This is a genomic window from Sporomusa acidovorans (assembly GCF_900101845.1).
Lineage (GTDB): Bacteria > Bacillota > Negativicutes > Sporomusales > Sporomusaceae > Sporomusa > Sporomusa acidovorans.
In genome coordinates this window covers 175,117-192,499 of sequence record NZ_FNAM01000001.1, presented here as the reverse complement: position 1 = coordinate 192,499, position 17,383 = coordinate 175,117, and the positions used below count along the sequence as shown (strand labels likewise).

Annotated in this window: 19 protein-coding genes; 7 read left to right on the top strand and 12 right to left on the bottom strand. The window is 38.9% G+C overall.

All coding sequences use genetic code 11. The annotated features are described in order from the left end of the window. The first annotated feature begins 3 nt into the window (after positions 1–3). From BLR65_RS01050 to BLR65_RS01035, 4 genes are all read left to right on the top strand, one after another. Positions 4–1,245, top strand: a complete 1,242-nt coding sequence (locus BLR65_RS01050; protein WP_093791572.1) for a methionine gamma-lyase family protein — start codon at positions 4–6, stop codon at positions 1,243–1,245. 125 nt (positions 1,246–1,370) lie between these two features. Further along, positions 1,371–2,552, top strand: a complete 1,182-nt coding sequence (locus BLR65_RS01045; protein WP_093791570.1) for a hypothetical protein — start codon at positions 1,371–1,373, stop codon at positions 2,550–2,552. Between the two features lie 37 nt (positions 2,553–2,589). Then, the gene (locus tag BLR65_RS01040) at positions 2,590–3,429 is read left to right on the top strand and encodes a PRC-barrel domain-containing protein (protein WP_245692269.1); all 840 of its coding nucleotides are present in this window, start codon (positions 2,590–2,592) and stop codon (positions 3,427–3,429) included. A 134-nt stretch (positions 3,430–3,563) separates the two neighbouring features. Further along, positions 3,564–4,943: a VanW family protein gene (locus tag BLR65_RS01035; RefSeq protein WP_093791566.1), complete on the top strand. Its 1,380-nt coding sequence runs from the start codon at positions 3,564–3,566 to the stop codon at positions 4,941–4,943. A 76-nt stretch (positions 4,944–5,019) separates the two neighbouring features. On the opposite strand, the gene lexA is transcribed toward BLR65_RS01035, so the two are convergent. After that, the gene (lexA, locus tag BLR65_RS01030; protein WP_093792017.1) at positions 5,020–5,640 is read right to left on the bottom strand and encodes a transcriptional repressor LexA; all 621 of its coding nucleotides are present in this window, start codon (positions 5,638–5,640) and stop codon (positions 5,020–5,022) included. A gap of 194 nt (positions 5,641–5,834) precedes the next feature. After that, positions 5,835–6,359 carry a hypothetical protein gene (locus BLR65_RS01025; protein ID WP_093791564.1) on the bottom strand — a complete coding sequence of 175 codons (525 nt, stop codon included), beginning with the start codon at positions 6,357–6,359 and terminating at the stop codon, positions 5,835–5,837. Positions 6,360–6,721: 362 nt separating this feature from the next. Between BLR65_RS01025 and BLR65_RS01020 the strand changes: the two genes are divergently transcribed. The 3 genes from BLR65_RS01020 to BLR65_RS01010 are packed head-to-tail and all read left to right on the top strand — an operon-like array spanning position 6,722 to position 7,620. Beyond that, on the top strand, positions 6,722–6,943 hold the full coding sequence (locus BLR65_RS01020) for a hypothetical protein (RefSeq protein ID WP_143122463.1): 222 nt from the start codon (positions 6,722–6,724) through the stop codon (positions 6,941–6,943). Positions 6,944–6,981: 38 nt separating this feature from the next. Next, the gene (locus tag BLR65_RS01015) at positions 6,982–7,215 is read left to right on the top strand and encodes a ferritin-like domain-containing protein (protein WP_093791560.1); all 234 of its coding nucleotides are present in this window, start codon (positions 6,982–6,984) and stop codon (positions 7,213–7,215) included. Between the two features lie 21 nt (positions 7,216–7,236). Further along, entirely contained in the window at positions 7,237–7,620 is a 384-nt protein-coding gene (locus BLR65_RS01010; RefSeq protein ID WP_093791558.1) for a spore coat protein, read from the top strand. Between the two features lie 48 nt (positions 7,621–7,668). On the opposite strand, the gene BLR65_RS01005 is transcribed toward BLR65_RS01010, so the two are convergent. The 10 genes from BLR65_RS01005 to ppaX all read right to left on the bottom strand — a co-directional run bounded on the left by BLR65_RS01005 (position 7,669) and on the right by ppaX (position 17,293). After that, positions 7,669–8,682, bottom strand: a complete 1,014-nt coding sequence (locus BLR65_RS01005; protein ID WP_245692268.1) for a chymotrypsin family serine protease — start codon at positions 8,680–8,682, stop codon at positions 7,669–7,671. 99 nt (positions 8,683–8,781) lie between these two features. Beyond that, positions 8,782–9,702, bottom strand: a complete 921-nt coding sequence (locus tag BLR65_RS01000; RefSeq protein ID WP_093791556.1) for a patatin-like phospholipase family protein — start codon at positions 9,700–9,702, stop codon at positions 8,782–8,784. Positions 9,703–9,806: 104 nt separating this feature from the next. Continuing rightward, on the bottom strand, positions 9,807–10,520 hold the full coding sequence (locus BLR65_RS00995) for a class I SAM-dependent methyltransferase (RefSeq protein ID WP_093791554.1): 714 nt from the start codon (positions 10,518–10,520) through the stop codon (positions 9,807–9,809). Positions 10,521–10,993: 473 nt separating this feature from the next. Next, entirely contained in the window at positions 10,994–11,566 is a 573-nt protein-coding gene (gene pduL, locus BLR65_RS00990) for a phosphate propanoyltransferase (RefSeq protein WP_093791552.1), read from the bottom strand. A 39-nt stretch (positions 11,567–11,605) separates the two neighbouring features. Then, on the bottom strand, positions 11,606–11,953 hold the full coding sequence (locus tag BLR65_RS00985) for an ASCH domain-containing protein (RefSeq protein WP_093791550.1): 348 nt from the start codon (positions 11,951–11,953) through the stop codon (positions 11,606–11,608). Between the two features lie 22 nt (positions 11,954–11,975). Beyond that, complete coding sequence (locus tag BLR65_RS00980; protein ID WP_093791548.1) at positions 11,976–13,139, bottom strand: aminotransferase class I/II-fold pyridoxal phosphate-dependent enzyme; 1,164 nt, start codon at positions 13,137–13,139, stop codon at positions 11,976–11,978. Between the two features lie 117 nt (positions 13,140–13,256). After that, positions 13,257–14,540 (bottom strand): amidohydrolase, encoded by a 1,284-nt coding sequence (locus tag BLR65_RS00975; RefSeq protein WP_093791546.1) that lies wholly within the window; start codon positions 14,538–14,540, stop codon positions 13,257–13,259. A 26-nt stretch (positions 14,541–14,566) separates the two neighbouring features. After that, on the bottom strand, positions 14,567–15,808 hold the full coding sequence (locus tag BLR65_RS00970; protein ID WP_093791544.1) for an adenosylhomocysteinase: 1,242 nt from the start codon (positions 15,806–15,808) through the stop codon (positions 14,567–14,569). Between the two features lie 30 nt (positions 15,809–15,838). Beyond that, a complete protein-coding gene (mtnP, locus tag BLR65_RS00965) occupies positions 15,839–16,630 on the bottom strand; it encodes an S-methyl-5'-thioadenosine phosphorylase (RefSeq protein WP_093791542.1) in 792 nt (263 codons plus the stop codon). 15 nt (positions 16,631–16,645) lie between these two features. Continuing rightward, the gene (gene ppaX / locus BLR65_RS00960) at positions 16,646–17,293 is read right to left on the bottom strand and encodes a pyrophosphatase PpaX (RefSeq protein ID WP_093791540.1); all 648 of its coding nucleotides are present in this window, start codon (positions 17,291–17,293) and stop codon (positions 16,646–16,648) included. Between the last annotated feature and the right edge of the window lie 90 nt (positions 17,294–17,383).

Genomic DNA, 17,383 nt, shown 5'->3' with positions numbered 1-17,383 from the left:
GTAATGAGATTATTTTCTGATAAAATTATGGCATTAAAAACAAAAACCCTAGAACAGGCACGTCCACTTTTTGCAAAAATTGATGAGACAGCTGAGCAAAATACAGCCAGGGTACTTGCCGCGTTTCGGAATCAACAGATATCCGAATATCTTTTTCGTACAACGACCGGCTATGGGTATGGTGATAGTGGGCGGGAGCGCCTTGAAGCGGTTTGGGCAGAATTATGCGGAGCAGAGAAAGCTTTAATGCGAACCCAATTTGTATCCGGGACCCATGCGTTAGCTTGCGTTTTATTCGGTTTGCTGCGCCCTGGAGATGAATTGTTGGCAGTTACGGGTGCTCCATATGATACTATGCAAACCGTTATTGGACATGCAGTTCATACACCAGGGTCATTAAAAGAGTGCGGTGTTAGCTATCAAGAAATACCGATGAATCAAGGTGGTGTAAATCTCGACTTAATTGCTCAAAGTATAAACAGTAACACTAAAATAGCACTAATACAACGTTCACGGGGATATAGTTTACGCAAACCATTATCAATTAGTGAAATCAGTGCGGTATGTGCTGAAATTAAGAAACACAGGAGAGACTGTATTTGTTTTGTTGATAACTGTTATGGTGAATTTGTCGATACGGTTGAGCCAATAGCGGCTGGTGCCGATATTATGGCAGGATCGCTGATCAAAAATCCAGGTGGCGGATTAGCACCGTCAGGTGGATATATTGTAGGTAAATCAGATTTAGTGGAGATGGCGTCATATCGTTTAACAGCACCAGGACTGGGGGGGAATTTAGGCGCCAGTCTTGCCGACAGCCGGTTATTGTATCAAGGATTATTTTTAGCGCCTCATGTTGTGGCTCAGTCGTTAAAAGGAGCTATATTTGCCGCCATATTATTTGATTTGTTAGGCTATAAAACATTACCGCGCTTTGATGAATTGCGAAGTGACATTATTCAAGCCGTAGAACTGGGGTCACCGGAGAAAATGCTTGCATTTTGTCAAGGCCTGCAGGAATATTCACCAGTGGATGCTCATGTGCGGCCAATACCAGGACCAATGCCCGGATATACAGATCAGGTAATAATGGCAGGCGGGACCTTTATTCAAGGTTCATCCATAGAACTTAGTGCCGACGGTCCGCTGCGTCCACCTTACATTATTTATTTGCAGGGTGGATTAACCTTTGAACACGCTATGCTTGGCATATTAGGGGCAGCTAATGCTATTGACAGTATATAAGCAAGACATTTCTTTACATATTTATTAAATAGAACTATTTTTAACAGGAAAAAAAGTAAAAATGTCGAATACAGCAGAAGTATGGCTGTCTGTAGCTTGAAAAAAAATGTTTTTTGGTGGTTCGTGTGGAATATATAATTGCCAGTTTGATTGCTATTTTTGTCGCAACATTCATTGTTTATAAGGTAGCAAACAACATATTAGGGCTTAACTTGCATATAAAGCCACTTCTGCTATGCGCAGTATGTGCTATGTTTATCAGTTTAGTCTTACCCAAGATTATTGTTGGGTTTGCTGGTTTACCTGGAACGTTAGCTGCATTAGCAATTGTCGCGGTTACTTTTGCTTATTTTGTTGCAAGGTATGAAAATAAGACTTTACTGCGACAAGAAACTCGAGAAATTAATGCTGAAACGCTTCCTTCTGTTGCCATGGAAGAAGGGAAAAGTGTTGATAGCGTTGCAGCTAGCGATCAAGTAGTTGAAACAGAAGAGGATAAGCTAAAAGATACTCTATCAATGGCCAATATAGAGTCTGAGTTAGCGGAGGCGGAAATTAGTGTCTCTATTTCAGTTAATGAAACTATTGAAGATGAAAATCAATTTGCAGGCCAACAATATTCAAATGGTCAGGTTGACTCAGACGAGCAAATAAACAAAGAAATAATTAAAGAAGAAATAGCTGCTAGTGAAGTTATCGCCTCTTTTAAGACTGACGCTGGTGATAGTGATAGGGAAGAAGCAATTCAGCTTTTAAAAACAACCACTGAGGATAAATTAGAACTATTTTCTCATGAAACAGATGAAAAAGTTGAGATACAAGAACAAGCCGCATCAGAACCGTTGCTTTGGCAGGAGGATCGTAGATCAAATATGAATGATAGTGAGTCAACCGAAAGTGTACAATTTCAATCTGAACAATTAGATGATCTAATTGAGTTTGCTTTTTCGAGTAAAGAAAATCAGGATTACCGCACTGCTTTTAATGCTTTTAGCAGAGCGTTAACCTTGTATCCCAATAGCCAGGCAGCACCGTTCCTTGTAGTTGAAATAGGCAACATACTCAAAAATAAAGGAGATTATGATGAAGCCATCAAAGTATTTTCAAATGGTCGTAATTTTCTACAAACCAAGCAAGATGTGATGATAGAACAAGAGTTTATTAGTACTATTGCTTATTTGCGGATTATCAAAAATATTTTACTTCAGAACAACTTAGGAGATGTTCCATTTTCGAAGATACCGCCAGAAATAATAAAGCTAATAGACGAAGAGTTCAGAGAATGGCGTAATGTAAGTAATTTCTAATTAATTTAATTTAGAGAATAGAGAAGATGGAGGTAATATGATGAAAAAGAGTGTAGACATTATTGGACAACCAGTTATCAGCATTACTGAAGGTAAAGAGTTGGGTAATGTTAAAGAACTGCTTATTAACCAAACCAATGGTACAATAGCTGCATTGGTTATTGATGATGGAAAATGGTATTTAGGTGCTCGGCTATTACCGTTTGAAGGGATAGCGGGTCTGGGCGAGTATGCAGTTACGGTCAATACTAGTGAGGATATTATAGCGGTTGCTGATCGGCCGGAATTCGAAAAAATGTTTGAAGCTGGTGTAAAAGTTATTGGTACTAAGGTACTTACTAGAGGCGGTAAAATTTACGGAAAAATAATTGAATTAAGAATCGATAATTCCGGCAAAATTGTTACCTGCGATATGGAAAAAGAAGATAGTGAGGTAGTAGAAATTCCTGCACAGAGTATCGTAACCTTTGGTAAAGAGGTATTAATCATAGCTGACAGTTCTGATAGTAATGAAGTATCTAATAAGAATTCTGCAGATGTAAATGTTGAAGCGGCACCGGTGAAGCCTGTTATAGATACTGTTGCTGCTTCACAACCGGAGGTAATTGAGACTCCACAACCTGAAGAAATTATAGAAGAAATTAAAGCAGAAAATAAGGAAGACGTTAAAGAACAAGAGCAACAGCCTGTTGATGACTCAGCTAAAAAATTTGACGATAAACATCGGAAATTTTTACTCGGTAAGAAAGCCGCTCGCCGCATTGAGACTGACAATGGAATGCTAATTATTGAGCAAGGCGCCGAAATAACAGAAGAAGTGTTACAAAAGGCTAAGCTTGCAGGAAAATTTGTTGAATTGTCAATGAACATTCAGTAGAAATATAAAAACGATGATATATTGCAAGTCCCCCGCCACTAATTGTAGCGGGGGCTTGCTTACTTAATTGAAATAAAAAATAGAGTTTTATTTACAACTACTAATGATGCAGTGAAAGGATTAAGTGGGGTCTTGTGCAGACTGTAACTTTAAAAAATACCAACATAATATTATTTTTAATAATTATCATGTTATTCAGTTCGGTAAGCATGATTGCAGCTAACACAGCTTTTATGGTTACGGATGGAATTTATCAAGGAGTTACTGTGGGAGATATTCCTGTCGGTGGGTTATCGGTAATTCAAGCCCAAGCAAAAATTGCAGCTATTGTTGAAGAGCGAATTGTAAAATCACCGGTGATTATACTAGTATACCACGAACAAAAATGGATAATATCTGCACAAGACATCGATCTGAATATTGAAGCGGACAAGCTAGCTCAGCAGGCATACGCTGTTGGGCGAACCGGGAATGTTGTTAATCGTTTAAAAGAAAGATATTTAGCGATTAACCAAGGGCAGGAATTACCGTTAACTGTTCAATATAATCAAGATAAAATTTATGATATTTTGACTAAAATTGCGAAAAGTGTTGACCAAAAGCCGCAAAATGCAATGTTAAAGATGACCGAGAATTCTAGGATTGAAATAGCTCCGGAAATAGTTGGTCATAAAGTTGATCTAAATAAAACATTGTTAAATATTGTAGAAAATCTTAATACGAAACTTACATTTTCATTAAGCCTGTCAGTAGATGATCTTCAGCCTTCAATTTCGGCGTATGATCTCAAAGATATTGACGGACTAATTGCTTCCTATATTACACAGTTCAACCCTTGGGATCAAAATCGTACTCAAAATGTACTATTAGCAGCTCGTAGCATTAACGGTGTGCTGGTTAGAACCGGAGAAATATTTTCATTTAATGATGTGGTGGGATTAAGATTACCTAAGTATGGGTATAAAGAAGCCCCTGGATATATCAACGGGGTGTTAGTGCCAGATTGGGGTGGGGGAGTGTGCCAGGTCAGTAGTACATTATATAATGCTGTTTTATTAGCAGACTTAGGCATTGAAGAACGTACATCCCATTTTTATCCACCTGGCTATGTACCTATTGGACAAGATGCAACAGTCGCTGACAATCAACTAGATTTTAAATTTAAAAATACATCACCCTATAATATTTATATTGCAAGTGAAATATTAGGGAATAGACTTGTTGTTACTATTTTTGGCAGGCAAGTAGAAAACTCCCCGGAAATCTCCGTAATATCTACTGATAAAAGAGTTTTGGAGCCTAATACTATTATTCAACAAGATCAAAACTTAGAATTAGGTCGAGAAGTCATAGAATCCGAGGGGCAAAAAGGTTTTCAGGTAACTACCTATCGGATTAAAAAAATTAACGGAAAAGTAATTAATAAAGAACTTCTAGCCACAGATGAATTTAAGCCGGTCGATAGAGTAGTACGTATTGGAACTAAAATGCCGGCACAACAATCTAAAAAATAAGCACTAGTTAAATGTTTATAAATATAAAAACTAAACCCAAAGCAGCTTAACGGAGTTGCTTTGGGTTTAGTTTTTATTATTGCAGCCGACGAAATACGCCGATGACTTTGCCCAATATGCTTACATTGCGAGAGCAGATAGGATCCATAGTCGAGTTTTCAGGTTGCAAACGAATATAATCTTTTTCTTTATAAAAGCGTTTGACAGTTGCTTCTTCTTCATCAATAAGGGCAACAACGATATCACCGTTGCGGGCTGTGTTTTGAGAACACACTAAGACATAATCACCGTCTAGGATTCCGGCTTCAATCATACTATCACCCTGAACCGTAAGCATAAATACGTCATTATCGCCAACAAGTTCTGTTGGGAGAGGATAAGTTTCTTCAATGTGTTCCACAGCTAAAATAGGCTTGCCAGCAGTTACACGTCCGACTAATGGCACGGGGGTCATTTGTTTTTGTCGCCAAGGTGCTTCATCCAAAACGTCAATCGCACGTGGTTTGGTAGGGTCTCTTCGAATAAACCCCATATCTTCAAGCTTTGATAGGTAACTATGTACTGTGGAGCTAGAACTTAGACCAACCGCTTCACCTATTTCTCGTACAGATGGAGGATAACCTTTAATCCGGAGATTGGTCTTAATATATTCGAGTATTTGTTTTTGTCTGGTATTAAGTAATGCTTCTTTATTAATGCTAATATGAATCACCACCAATTAATTTTGTGTATGTATATATCATTATTATAATTATATCATTATAATAAATATTTGCAAACGTTCGTTCGAGTTTCTATAGGCTGGTAATTATATTTTTTATGTCCGATAATATCTATTATGTAAAGTAAACGCAAAAAGAGAGGGTCAGCCTAAAAAATCCACGTTATTTTTTATTTTTTGGTTCTAAAATCACGTGGCAATTTAATTGAACCATTATTGGGCTTAGTTTCCCCTGGCTTAAAAGCAATACATCGCATTACTTTGCCATCTTTATATTTTCCGTTACCGTTAATAAATGTATGTTCAAAATGGGTACAAAGATTCTCATTTTTAAACCGACAATCCGGACAATCTATTGTAGAAGCAACAAATCCTTTTTTAGCTGTACGTATAAACTGCTTTGAGCGTATAAAACTGTCTAAATATTCATTAATTATTCTACTTATTCCTTCTGTTTGCAGGTTATTTAATTTTTGCAGGTTTTTTATGACTCTATCTATTTCCACTTCATAAGGGAAGACATCAGGGATTTGTTCTAACAAAGCTATATCATCTGTAAGCGTTTTGAGTTTATTTTTGGCCTGTATCGGATTAGATCCGAGGTAAATAGATGTATTCTTGGGAAGCTTTGTTGCGGGATTATAAGTGCTATGCTTTAGATAAAATGTCCCATTTTTGCGTATTTCAATATTCATTTAATCACCTCACTAAAATCATTTTATTATAAATAAAATATACTCACATATTAAATGTGCGTAAAGAATCCAGGCAAATCAGTAGACTCACATTAAATTTATGAGTATATTATAAAGCATCCATACTGAACTCACAAGTATAAAGTGAGTTCAGTATGGATGCTTTTTTATTAATTAATTCCATAATCGCGAATATCGCGATTATGTTGCGGTTATAATCGCAACTATCAGATGGGAATTTCAGCAAAGGATTTAATTACCAGATATCCATTGCTATATTTTTGCATAGCGGGGTGAAATAAATAAAATACTATTTTTACGCTAGCTTTTGAATAAAAAATTAGAATCAGAAATGGAAAGGTATGGTGATTTATATCGTAAAATCCTCCTATAAGTCCAGATCTACGGCTAATCTTTACGAATTTGCTGCTGAAGATTTGGGCAGCTTTGATAAAAAATCTGATAAATCCAAACAGGACTTAGCAGCAAATTCAATGGATGATAATTTTAGTTACTCAATGGAGTTTCCGACTAATGCTTATGTTCATAATCATAATGGCGAAGCATACGATATTGTTGACTAAACAACAGTGCAGTTAATCTCTTTCGGAGGTGGCAAATTATGGCTCATTACGGTAATCAATACTCTCAAGGACCAACCCAAAAAGAAAAAATGTATTTAGAAGATGCTTTGCAAATGGAAAATCTCGCAATTTCTAAGTATAATGTTTATGCTGATCAGTGCCGGGATAGTGAGATTAAAAGTTTGCTATTTAGTATTTCTAAGAATAAACGTCAGCATGCAGACAGAATAAAACAACTGATTAACAATAGAAAGAGTCAACAATATCAGTAAATTTTGTGATGAGGTGATTCTATGGCTTTTAATAGGCGTTATGGTAATAATACCACCACTACTAGCCGAAATAGGCTTTCTGATCGTGATATGATAGTTGATTTAATCAATACCGAAAAACACCTTTCTCACCTTTATGAACATGCAATTATGGAGTCAAGTTCTAGTATGGTTCATAATACAATGGAAGAATTTCAACATGATGAGCATGAAAATGCTTATACTTTGTATAACGTCATGCAGGGACGAGGCTGGTATAATCCCGCGGGCGCGGGGCAGGAACAAAGGCACAATTTTAAAAAAGTAATGACTACTACCAAAATGAATAACAATCGCCACTATAATAATTATAATGGCACTAGTACTAAAGGCAAGTCGTATGACAATCGATATCAATTTACCTGATACATAAACACCAGGATAATGCTCCTGGTGTTTATTTTCTAAGTTACACTAAAAAGTAATGTCCAGTTGTTCAAGCACATGTCCAATTTTATTTAACATAGTTGCCTGCTCAGAACCAGCAAATAATAAACCAACGGCAAAATTGTCATTGGTTAGCACTAATGAGCCGCTATCACCTGGCATACTCATGGGACCGGCTAAGATTTGATCGGTAAAGATGCCATATTCATGATGATTCATACTGACTTTGAAGGTGACATTTGTAGCTAATATTTGGCTTGTAGTTACACCGGTTGTACGTCCGCTTTTTTTCACAACTAAACCTAATGTTGCTTCTTTAATGCCAGCAACAGTGCCCAAATCTAATATTTCAGCATTTATATCCTGAGGATTTAGTGGCATTGCAACTGCGCAATCTACGAAATTTAATTTTTTACTTTCACGGAATACGCGTACTTGATATTCAGGTCTGAAAATTTGAATGCATTTATTCAGAATGGTTTCAAACTTTTGGGCGATTTTGCAATGGGGTGAGTCTACTTCACGATGCACCGGAACAAATCGCCATAAATGTGCAAACGTATCATTCTCCAATCTACCTCCATCGAATATACCTGGCTGAATAATTGGATCTCCGATATTCGCACGATCATCGTTTCCATTCGAAATGTTCGCTAATACGTGATTGTTAGATAAAATTAGCAGTTTTCCTGTGTCTTTATCTTTTACGACTGCTCCAAAGGTACCTGCCGAAACCCTATAGTGACTAAGGCTGATACCAGGTTGAGCCGGACGTCTAAACTGCAATCTGTCTTGTAATAATTGTATGTCCCCCACTTCTATTATGTCTGTAGGAACGTCCTCTATGACTTTTGGCACTATCGTATCACCTCTTAATGATGCTGGCTTAAACTTTTTTCTGACAAGTACTGTTAATGCTTTTTTACCGGTATTTTCACCACGTACATATTTATGGCCCTGCCCAATACCTATTATGTTGTTAGTACAGTCATTATATTTTAGAAGCTGATAAAAGATTTCAAGCATATCTATTTTGTTCATTTTCTAACCTCCCTCTTGTCAGAACTTTCCCTGAATAAGTAATTTTGTATTGAACAGTAGACAAGAGAAATAAGTAGGAGTTTATATCCCAATTAGAAATTAGAGTAGTAGCATCTTGATTTCATTTATTTTTTCAACAGTTGCATGATAACCGCGCTTAATAAAGTCATTGGCTTGCTTAAAGTCTTTATGATCCAAATCAGATACTTGTGGTCTGATGATGATATCAGCATATTGTTCAGACTTCATTAAAGTGACTTCGCGGCCCATAATTTCTATACATTGCATTAAGATTTCACCGACAGAATTGATTTCATTATTGGCTTGACCGGTGTAACCTAAATCAACGGCAATAATTTTCTCAGCACCCATATGATTTAAAATGTCTGTAGGGAGATTATTTTTAACTGCACCGTCTACTAAGGTCATTCCCCGATATTTTTTTGGAAAAAAGACTCCAGGAATTGAGATGCTTGCTCTAACGGCTTCATAAAGTAAGGCATTATGATAGTAACGTGCATTAAGAATAGTTCTGGTTCGCGGTAAGGGTGATGTGAAAAAGACTGTATCGGCCGAGTTTAAGTCGACTGCAGTTATCGCTAACGGTATTTTAGTATCACGAACAGTTCTTTCATGCCAAAATTTTCCCAAAACAGCTTCGATCTTATCCCCTTTTAATAGCCCAGTGGGCAGTACAGACCAGAAGCGGAATCTTCCACTTAGCATCCACTTTAAACCATGTTTAAATAGGTCCGATGTAGTTACTTTTAGATCTATAAAATCAGAAATATGAATATCCCGGATTATTACTTGCATTTGCTGTGGTGAATAACCACAAGCATACATGGTCGCGACTATGGCACCGGCACTAGTTCCTGAGATATAGTCGATTGGTATGTTGTGATCAACTAACGCTTTAAGTACGCCAATATGCGAAGTTCCTTTTAGACCGCCGCCACTTAATGCAACTCCTATTGTAGGGCGAGAACCGCGCGAGAGATTATTAATGGTAACAATCATTGCTATTCACCCCGCCATTCCTCTTCATATTATGTTATGAAAGAGCAGTGCAGTGTGATAGTAATAAGGTACAAAAAAAAGAGACTTTGCTGTCTCTTTTTTTGTTACGGATTTTTTTTTGCAAGAATAATCATTCTTGGAGTTTCGGAACTATAGGAACGACCATCAAATCCGCCATAAGTTGATAGGACGGATAATCCGCTGCTACGGAATATTTTAACCATTTCGGGTAGTGAATAGGCTCTTAAAACAAATTGATACTGAGTTTTTGTACCAGTAACCTGGTTGATTAATTGACGTTTCATGGTTACGATACCCTTCTCTAGTTCAACTTTATAGGTGAGAACATATTCTCCGCTAGGGTGCCGCCAATAACGGTTTAAATTATTGTGAACCATCCAATCTCTATTTAATAAATCAATCAGAAATAAGCCATTTGGCTGTAATGCCTTAACAACCAGTTTTATTATATTTGCATTTTCATCATCGGTAAAATATCCAAAAGCAGCAAACATATTGATAACGGCAGCAAAATTTTGAACATAGTTAAGCTCTCTCATATCTTCTTTAGTAAAGGTAATATTTACATTGGCTTCCTGGGCTTTTTGGGCGGCGATATCTAAAAAATCCTGTGTAGCATCTACGCCTGTAACTTCAAAACCCTGTTTAGCAAGTTCTATTGCATGGCGGCCATAACCACAATACAAATCTAAAATAGATTGGCCAGGACTTAAGTTTAGCACATTAGTAATAAATCGTACTTCCTGGTCTGTGCCAGCCAAGGAATACGTCTTGTAATCACCGATTTCATGAGTCACATTTGACACCACCAGTACATACTTTTCATTTTTAACTCTGGCTATACAAACTGCCGACTATTACTACGGACCTCCGGCTTTGAAAAACGGATATTCAGCAATAGCCTTCCTTATTCGTTCAGCAATTATGTGAGCCGGTGTTAATATTGACATTGGAAGCAACACTACAAATACTTATCATCTTATTAACGTAATACACTCAGCAGTATTAGTGTTTCTGACATTTTAAATGAGATTCTTGAATTCATCATCATAGTTCACTCTGTTTTTAAATATTTAATAAAAGTTCTCTATCTACAGCATAAATTCCTGCCCTATTTTAGTTTAAATGAATCTATAAAACTATGTATTCTAGTATTCTTGCATCGTATACCCGCACATAGTAACATAGTATACGTTTAGCAGCAGCACATGTAATAAAGCTACCCCCATGTCGTATTATATAATACGACATGGGGGTAGCTTTAAAGTTCTTATTTTATAAGTTCAATCGTACCGCCAGTACCAATTTTTGCGGCATTACCTTCATCTGTGTCAAGGTGACATTCAAGTTTAAATTTGTCGCTGACCCTGATTAAAACATTGTCGAATATAAGTCCTCGTTCACCGTCACAGCGTGCTTTAACAATATCTTTATCCTTTACTCCATATTCGGCAGCGTCTGCTGGGGTCATGTGGATGTGGCGGCAAGCAGCAATAACGCCTTCTGCCAGCTTAATTTCGCCTTTAGGACCTACTATAGTTAGTCCAGGTGAACCCTTTACGTCACCAGAATCACGAACAGGTGGTTTAATTCCAAGTTTTAAAGCATCAGTCAGAGCGATTTCAACCTGAGTTTGTTTGCGTTCAGGTCCAAGGATACGAACCTTTTTAAAGGCCCCTTTTTCAGTGACTAAATCCACTTGTTCTTCACTAGCGAATTGACCTGGTTGTGAAAGGTCTTTTTTTACTGTTAGCTGATATCCCTTACCAAACAAGATATCAAGGTGTTCACGCGTTACATGCACGTGACGAGCGGAAATACCTACGGGGATTGGTTTAGACATTGGAAAATGCACTCCTTTATTTAATTTATATTCTACCTGCTATTCGATGATTTCAGAAAAGTATACCACAGTTACAATATCACTGTTGGTTAAGGTCTTATCATAAATAGACTCTAAAAAGACCATTAAATCATCGATGCTGGTAAGATCCGGATTTTCACCTTGTAAATCATCCATTGTCAGTTGAGAAATAGGTTTAACTAAAACCCGATCAATGGCAGCTGTAAATATTCTTTTCTTTTGGGAAAAACGTTTGCCAACCGTTACCCAGACGATATCACCCTCTGAGTATTTGGTGGTCTTATCACCAAGCCGGATGGTACATATTTTACGACGACAAACCAGTTGACTGTGGTAATTAGACGAATAAAAATTCAATGCCTTCATCACAAAGTCCTCCTATTTCCTCCTATAGTTTTAGCCACTTTCTTATTCTAGTTACAGCTTCTGCTAATCGACCTTCAGGCTGAACTAATGCGATGCGCACATACCCTTCACCACAAGTGCCAAAGGCACTGCCGGGTATGACGGCGACTCCGGTATTTTGTATGAGTGACACGGTAAAATCAAAGGACGATTGTTTGGTAGGCACAGGCGCCCAAACATACATGGAAGCTTTGGGGCGGTCTACCTTCCAGCCAAATTCGTTGAATCCGTCAACAATAATATCGCGGCGTTTTTGATAAGTGGCAACTGTTTCCCTAACGCAATCCTGCGAACCTGTAAGAGCAGCAATCGCAGCTTGTTGTAGCGGATAAAAAATTCCATAGTCAAAATTAGATTTCAAGCGTCCTAAAAGTGATATAATTTTTGCATTACCTACCACGTAGCCTACCCTGCAACCTGCCATATTATAGGTTTTAGATAGAGAATTAAATTCTATGCCGATTTCTTTGGCACCCGGGATGGATAAAAAGCTATCCGGCTTATAACCGTCAAACACTAAATCACTATAGGCAAAATCGTAACAAACTAAAATATTGTAATGCTTGGCAAAAGCAACAACCTGCTCTAAAAAACTACGGGGTGCCGTTGCGGCTAATGGGTTATTGGGATAATTTAAAATCATCATTTTGGCTCGCTTCAGCACGGATTCTTCGATTGTGTTTAAATCTGGCAGATAGTTGTTGGCAGCGATAAGCGGCATGCGATAGAGTTCAGCGCCAGCAATGAGAGGACCTGCGCTAAAAATGGGATAGCCGGGATCTGGTACAAGTACAACATCCCCCGGATTTACAAGGCATAAAGCAATATGAGCCAGGCCATCCTGTGAGCCGATAAGTGAATGAATTTCAGTTTCCGGGTCTAATTCAACATCAAATTTGCGGTACCACTGAGAAATAGCGTCTAATAGGTCAGGTACTCCTTTAGACAAGGTATAACCATAATTAAAGCAGCAATTGGTAGATTTTTTTAGAGCCTCCACAATATGCGGTGCCGGTGCCATATCAGGACTGCCGATACTTAAGGTAATCACATCTTTTCCTGCGGCAATTTCGGTTTTGCGCAAATCATCCACTTGTGTGAAAATCGCAGAAGCTAACGTTTGCATACGATTAGCTTGCTCAAACATGGGGCTGCCCCTCCCATTATCAGATAATTATTTATGTAATAAAATTAGTTTATTTTAAGTAATTCAATATAATTAGGGCAAATCCTGTTAGAAAGTTAAAAAAAGCACATATTTTTATTATGATTTGTGGTTTACTAAACGTATTCCTCGGTGGTCAACTTCAGCTATCAGTCGTTCTTGGTCAATGGTGGTAAGCTGATGATTATCTAGCAGGATTTTACCATCAACAATTACGGTATGAACATCACGGGAACTGGCGGCATAAGTCAGAAGTGACAAACGTTCGTGGCGGGGATGCCAATATGGCTCCTGCATATCAAAGATCGTTATGTCTGCTTTGTAGGAAGTTTGAATTTTACCGGTTAGGGTGCCCAGACCCACCGCTTCTGCCCCGGAAACGGTTGCCATGTCTACTGCTGTTTTGGTAGGAACAGACAATGGGTCTAAACGGTGAACTTTATGGAGCATTGCTGCCAAACGTAGTTCTTCAAGCATATCGAGATTATTATTGCTAGCCGCGCCATCTGTGCCTAGACCGACACAAAGGCCTGCTTTTTGCATATCCGGAACAGGTGCAACGCCACTGGCCAACTTCATATTGCTGCCAGGATTATGTGCTACTCGTACGCCTTTTTCTTTCATAATGGCAATATCATTTGGTGATATGTGAATACAATGGGCGGCTAAAACACCGTGATCCAGCACGCCTAATTCCTCCATCAAAGCAATAGGTGATTTACCATATTGTTTTTGACAATCAGCGACTTCACCAGCTGTTTCTGATAGATGAATATGAATTTGCGCTCCAAGTTTTGCCGCCAATGCCGTTACTTTTTTTAGGTAGTCCGGCGGACAGGTATATGGTGCATGTGGGCCAAGCATTACGGTAATTCTGCCGTCAGCTGTATTGTGCCATTCCTTATAAAAGTTTTCACTTTCAGCAAGTGCCTGATTGGCAGTAGGTGCAACCCCTGCCATTCCTCTTGCCAACACTGCCCGGATGCCACTTTCCGCTACTGCCCGGGCCACTTCCGGCATAAAAAAGTACATATCGGCAAAACAAGTTGTGCCGGATTTGAGCATTTCGGCAATCGCTAAAAGCGTTCCCCAATAGACATCTTCGGCGGTCAGGTTTTCCTCGGCAGGCCAAATTTTAGTCTGTAGCCAATCCATGAGCATCATATCATCAGCGTAACTGCGGAATAATGTCATAGCCGCATGCGTATGAGTATTAACAAACCCCGGAATAATTAGTTTATCATGGCAGTCGATAATTCGATCAGCCTGACCTTCGACAGTGCCAATTTGGGTAATAAATGAACCGCTGATGGCAATATCCTGTTGACGTACTTGACCGTCAGCGCAGAGAACATCGCCATCTTTGAGTAATATATTGTTCATCAGTAGGGCCTCCCTTTTCTTCAGGATTAGGCTTTATGCAGATAGGCTTCCTGTTCAGCGCTAAGTTGGTCAATCTGAAAGCCCATAGCTTTTAGTTTGAGTGCAGCAACACGATTATCCATTTCATTTGTTACGGTATATACTTTATTCTCTAGTTTTGCATGGTTTTCAGCAATGTGAAGTACGGCCAAAGTCTGCATTGCAAAGGATAAATCCATAATCTCTGTTGGATGACCGTCGCCGGCAGCCAAATTGACCAGCCGGCCTTCAGCTAATAGGTATAATTTACGTCCATCCGCCATAACAAATTCTTCTATATTTTTACGTACTGTTTTACGACTTTGAGCGAGAGCAGCCAAATCATCTTTGTTGATTTCGACGTCAAAGTGACCTGCATTTGCCATGATAGCACCCGGTTTCATGACCTTCATATGCTCACGGCGAATTACATCTTTGCAGCCGGTTAACGTAACAAAAATATCACCACGTGAGGCGGCCTCCTGCATAGGCAATACAGTAAAGCCGTCAAATACGGCTTCAATAGCTTTAATTGGATTGATTTCTGTAATAATAACATTAGCTCCCAATCCTTTGGCGCGCATAGCTACCCCGCGGCCACACCAGCCATAACCGGCCACAACCACCGTTTTACCGGCTACCGTAAGATTAGTCGTTCTCATAATTCCATCCCAGGTAGACTGTCCGGTACCATAACGGTTGTCAAATAAATATTTACAATAAGCATCGTTTACAGCAATCATAGGGAATTTCAAACGATTAGCTTCAGCTAACGCCCGCAAGCGTAGTACGCCTGTTGTTGTTTCCTCGGATCCACCTAAAATATTACTCAGCATATCACTGCGGTCACCATGAAGCAGTGATACTAAATCGCCGCCGTCATCAACAATGATATCAGGTTTAGTGTCAAGGGCTTTATGCAAGAATCCTTCATATTCTTCGGCCGTAGTATTGTACCAGGCAAAGACTTTGACACCTTGCGAGGCTAAGGCAGCCGCTACATCGTCCTGTGTGGACAGCGGGTTGCTGCCGGTAACCGCCACATTTGCACCGGCATTTTTAAGTACAAGCGCCAGATAGGCTGTTTTTGCCTCCAGATGCATGGTTAAAACCACATTCTTGCCGGATAACGGTTTTGTCTGAGAAAGTTCATCATTTAATACATTCAGAACAGGCATAAATTCCTTAACCCAGTTGATTTTATCCATACCTTGCGGTGCTAAGCTGATATCACGAATTATTGATTCCATAAGTGAAAAGCTCCTTCCTTACCTACATTATTATAGTTTAAAGCCACCATATTCGGCTAAAGCATGTTTGCAAGTACAGTCAAGTTCTGGTTGTAAGTTTTCTAAAGCCGATAAAATTAACTGTTTAATATTCTCCGTATTAGCTTGCATTGTTTCCAAAACTTCATGATGGGTTAATGGTTGTGGCGAGATACCTGCAGCATAATTAGTAACCATCGAAACAGTCGCATAGCACATTTCTGCTTCTCTGGCTAAAACAACCTCAGGAACATTCGTCATACCGACAACATCGCCCCCTAACTTTGCAAACATTTTAATCTCAGCCGGTGTCTCAAAGCGGGGACCATCAGTGCAGACATATGTTCCTTGTTCATGAATGGGAATGTTTAATTTCTGGGCAAATTCACAGAGTGTTTTGCGAATGGAAGGACAATAAGGTGTGGTTACATCTACATGAACAACGCCCCGTTCTCCCCCTTCATAAAATGTTGTTACCCTGTTTTTAACAAAATCGAGAAACTGATCAATAAGTACGAAGCTACCTGGTTTCATGTCCAGGTTAAGTGAACCCACGGCCGTTGTTGCAATAATATTTTGTACGCCAAGCTTTTTCATAGCCCAGATATTGGCCCGATAGTTGATTAAGTGTGGCGGAATTGAATGAGTACTGCCATGACGCGGGATAAAAGCGATTTGCTCTCCCGCATATTCGCCGCTTTTGAAACGTACAATGCCAAATGGCGTGGCAACGCATTCTTCACGAATATTATTTAAGATTTTCGGATCATATACACCTGTCCCACCAATAATGGCGATTTTCATAGCTTATCACCCTGCCTATTTATTTTCTACTTCACATATTGTAAGTAAATCTTCAATTGTAGTGAGCTCATAGTCTGGCTGTTCAGCTAGTAGCAATTCCCAATCAACTTGCGTCCAACGAACGGCGGCTGTTTTTGTTCCGGCTGCACGTGCACTCGCCAAATCAAAAGGACTATCTCCCACCATCAAGCAATCTGTAGGCTCAAGCTTGATAGCTGCAAGTGCCCGCAGCACAGGTTCAGGTTTTGGTTTATGGGTTTGACATTCTTCATGACCAATAACAGCAAAAAAATATTTATCCATATCAAATAGTTTTAGACCGCGAATCGCCGTACCTTTCGTTTTTGAAGTTACTATGGCCATACGTACACCGTTATTATAGAGTTTTTGAATCGTTTCCGGTACCTTAGTAAAACCAGTCGTTAATTCGTCATGGTGGGCCAGATTGAATTCTCTGTAAGTCCTAATCAATTCGTCCACTTTATCCGGACCATAGAACTCCATGGCATCCCTAAGGGGTTTACCAAAAAATGCATATACTTCTTTAGGGGTTAATGTCCGTCCATAGTGTTGGTGAAACGTATGTTGGAAAGAACGGATAATTAAATCTGAAGTATCGATTAGTGTACCATCAAGATCAAATAAGACGCCCTTAAATCCCAATTGTATCCTCCTGTAAAAAATTTCTGTTGGTTCATAAACCCAGGAAAATGATAGATCTCCTGGGCTGAATGTATTTGATAACTCAAAATA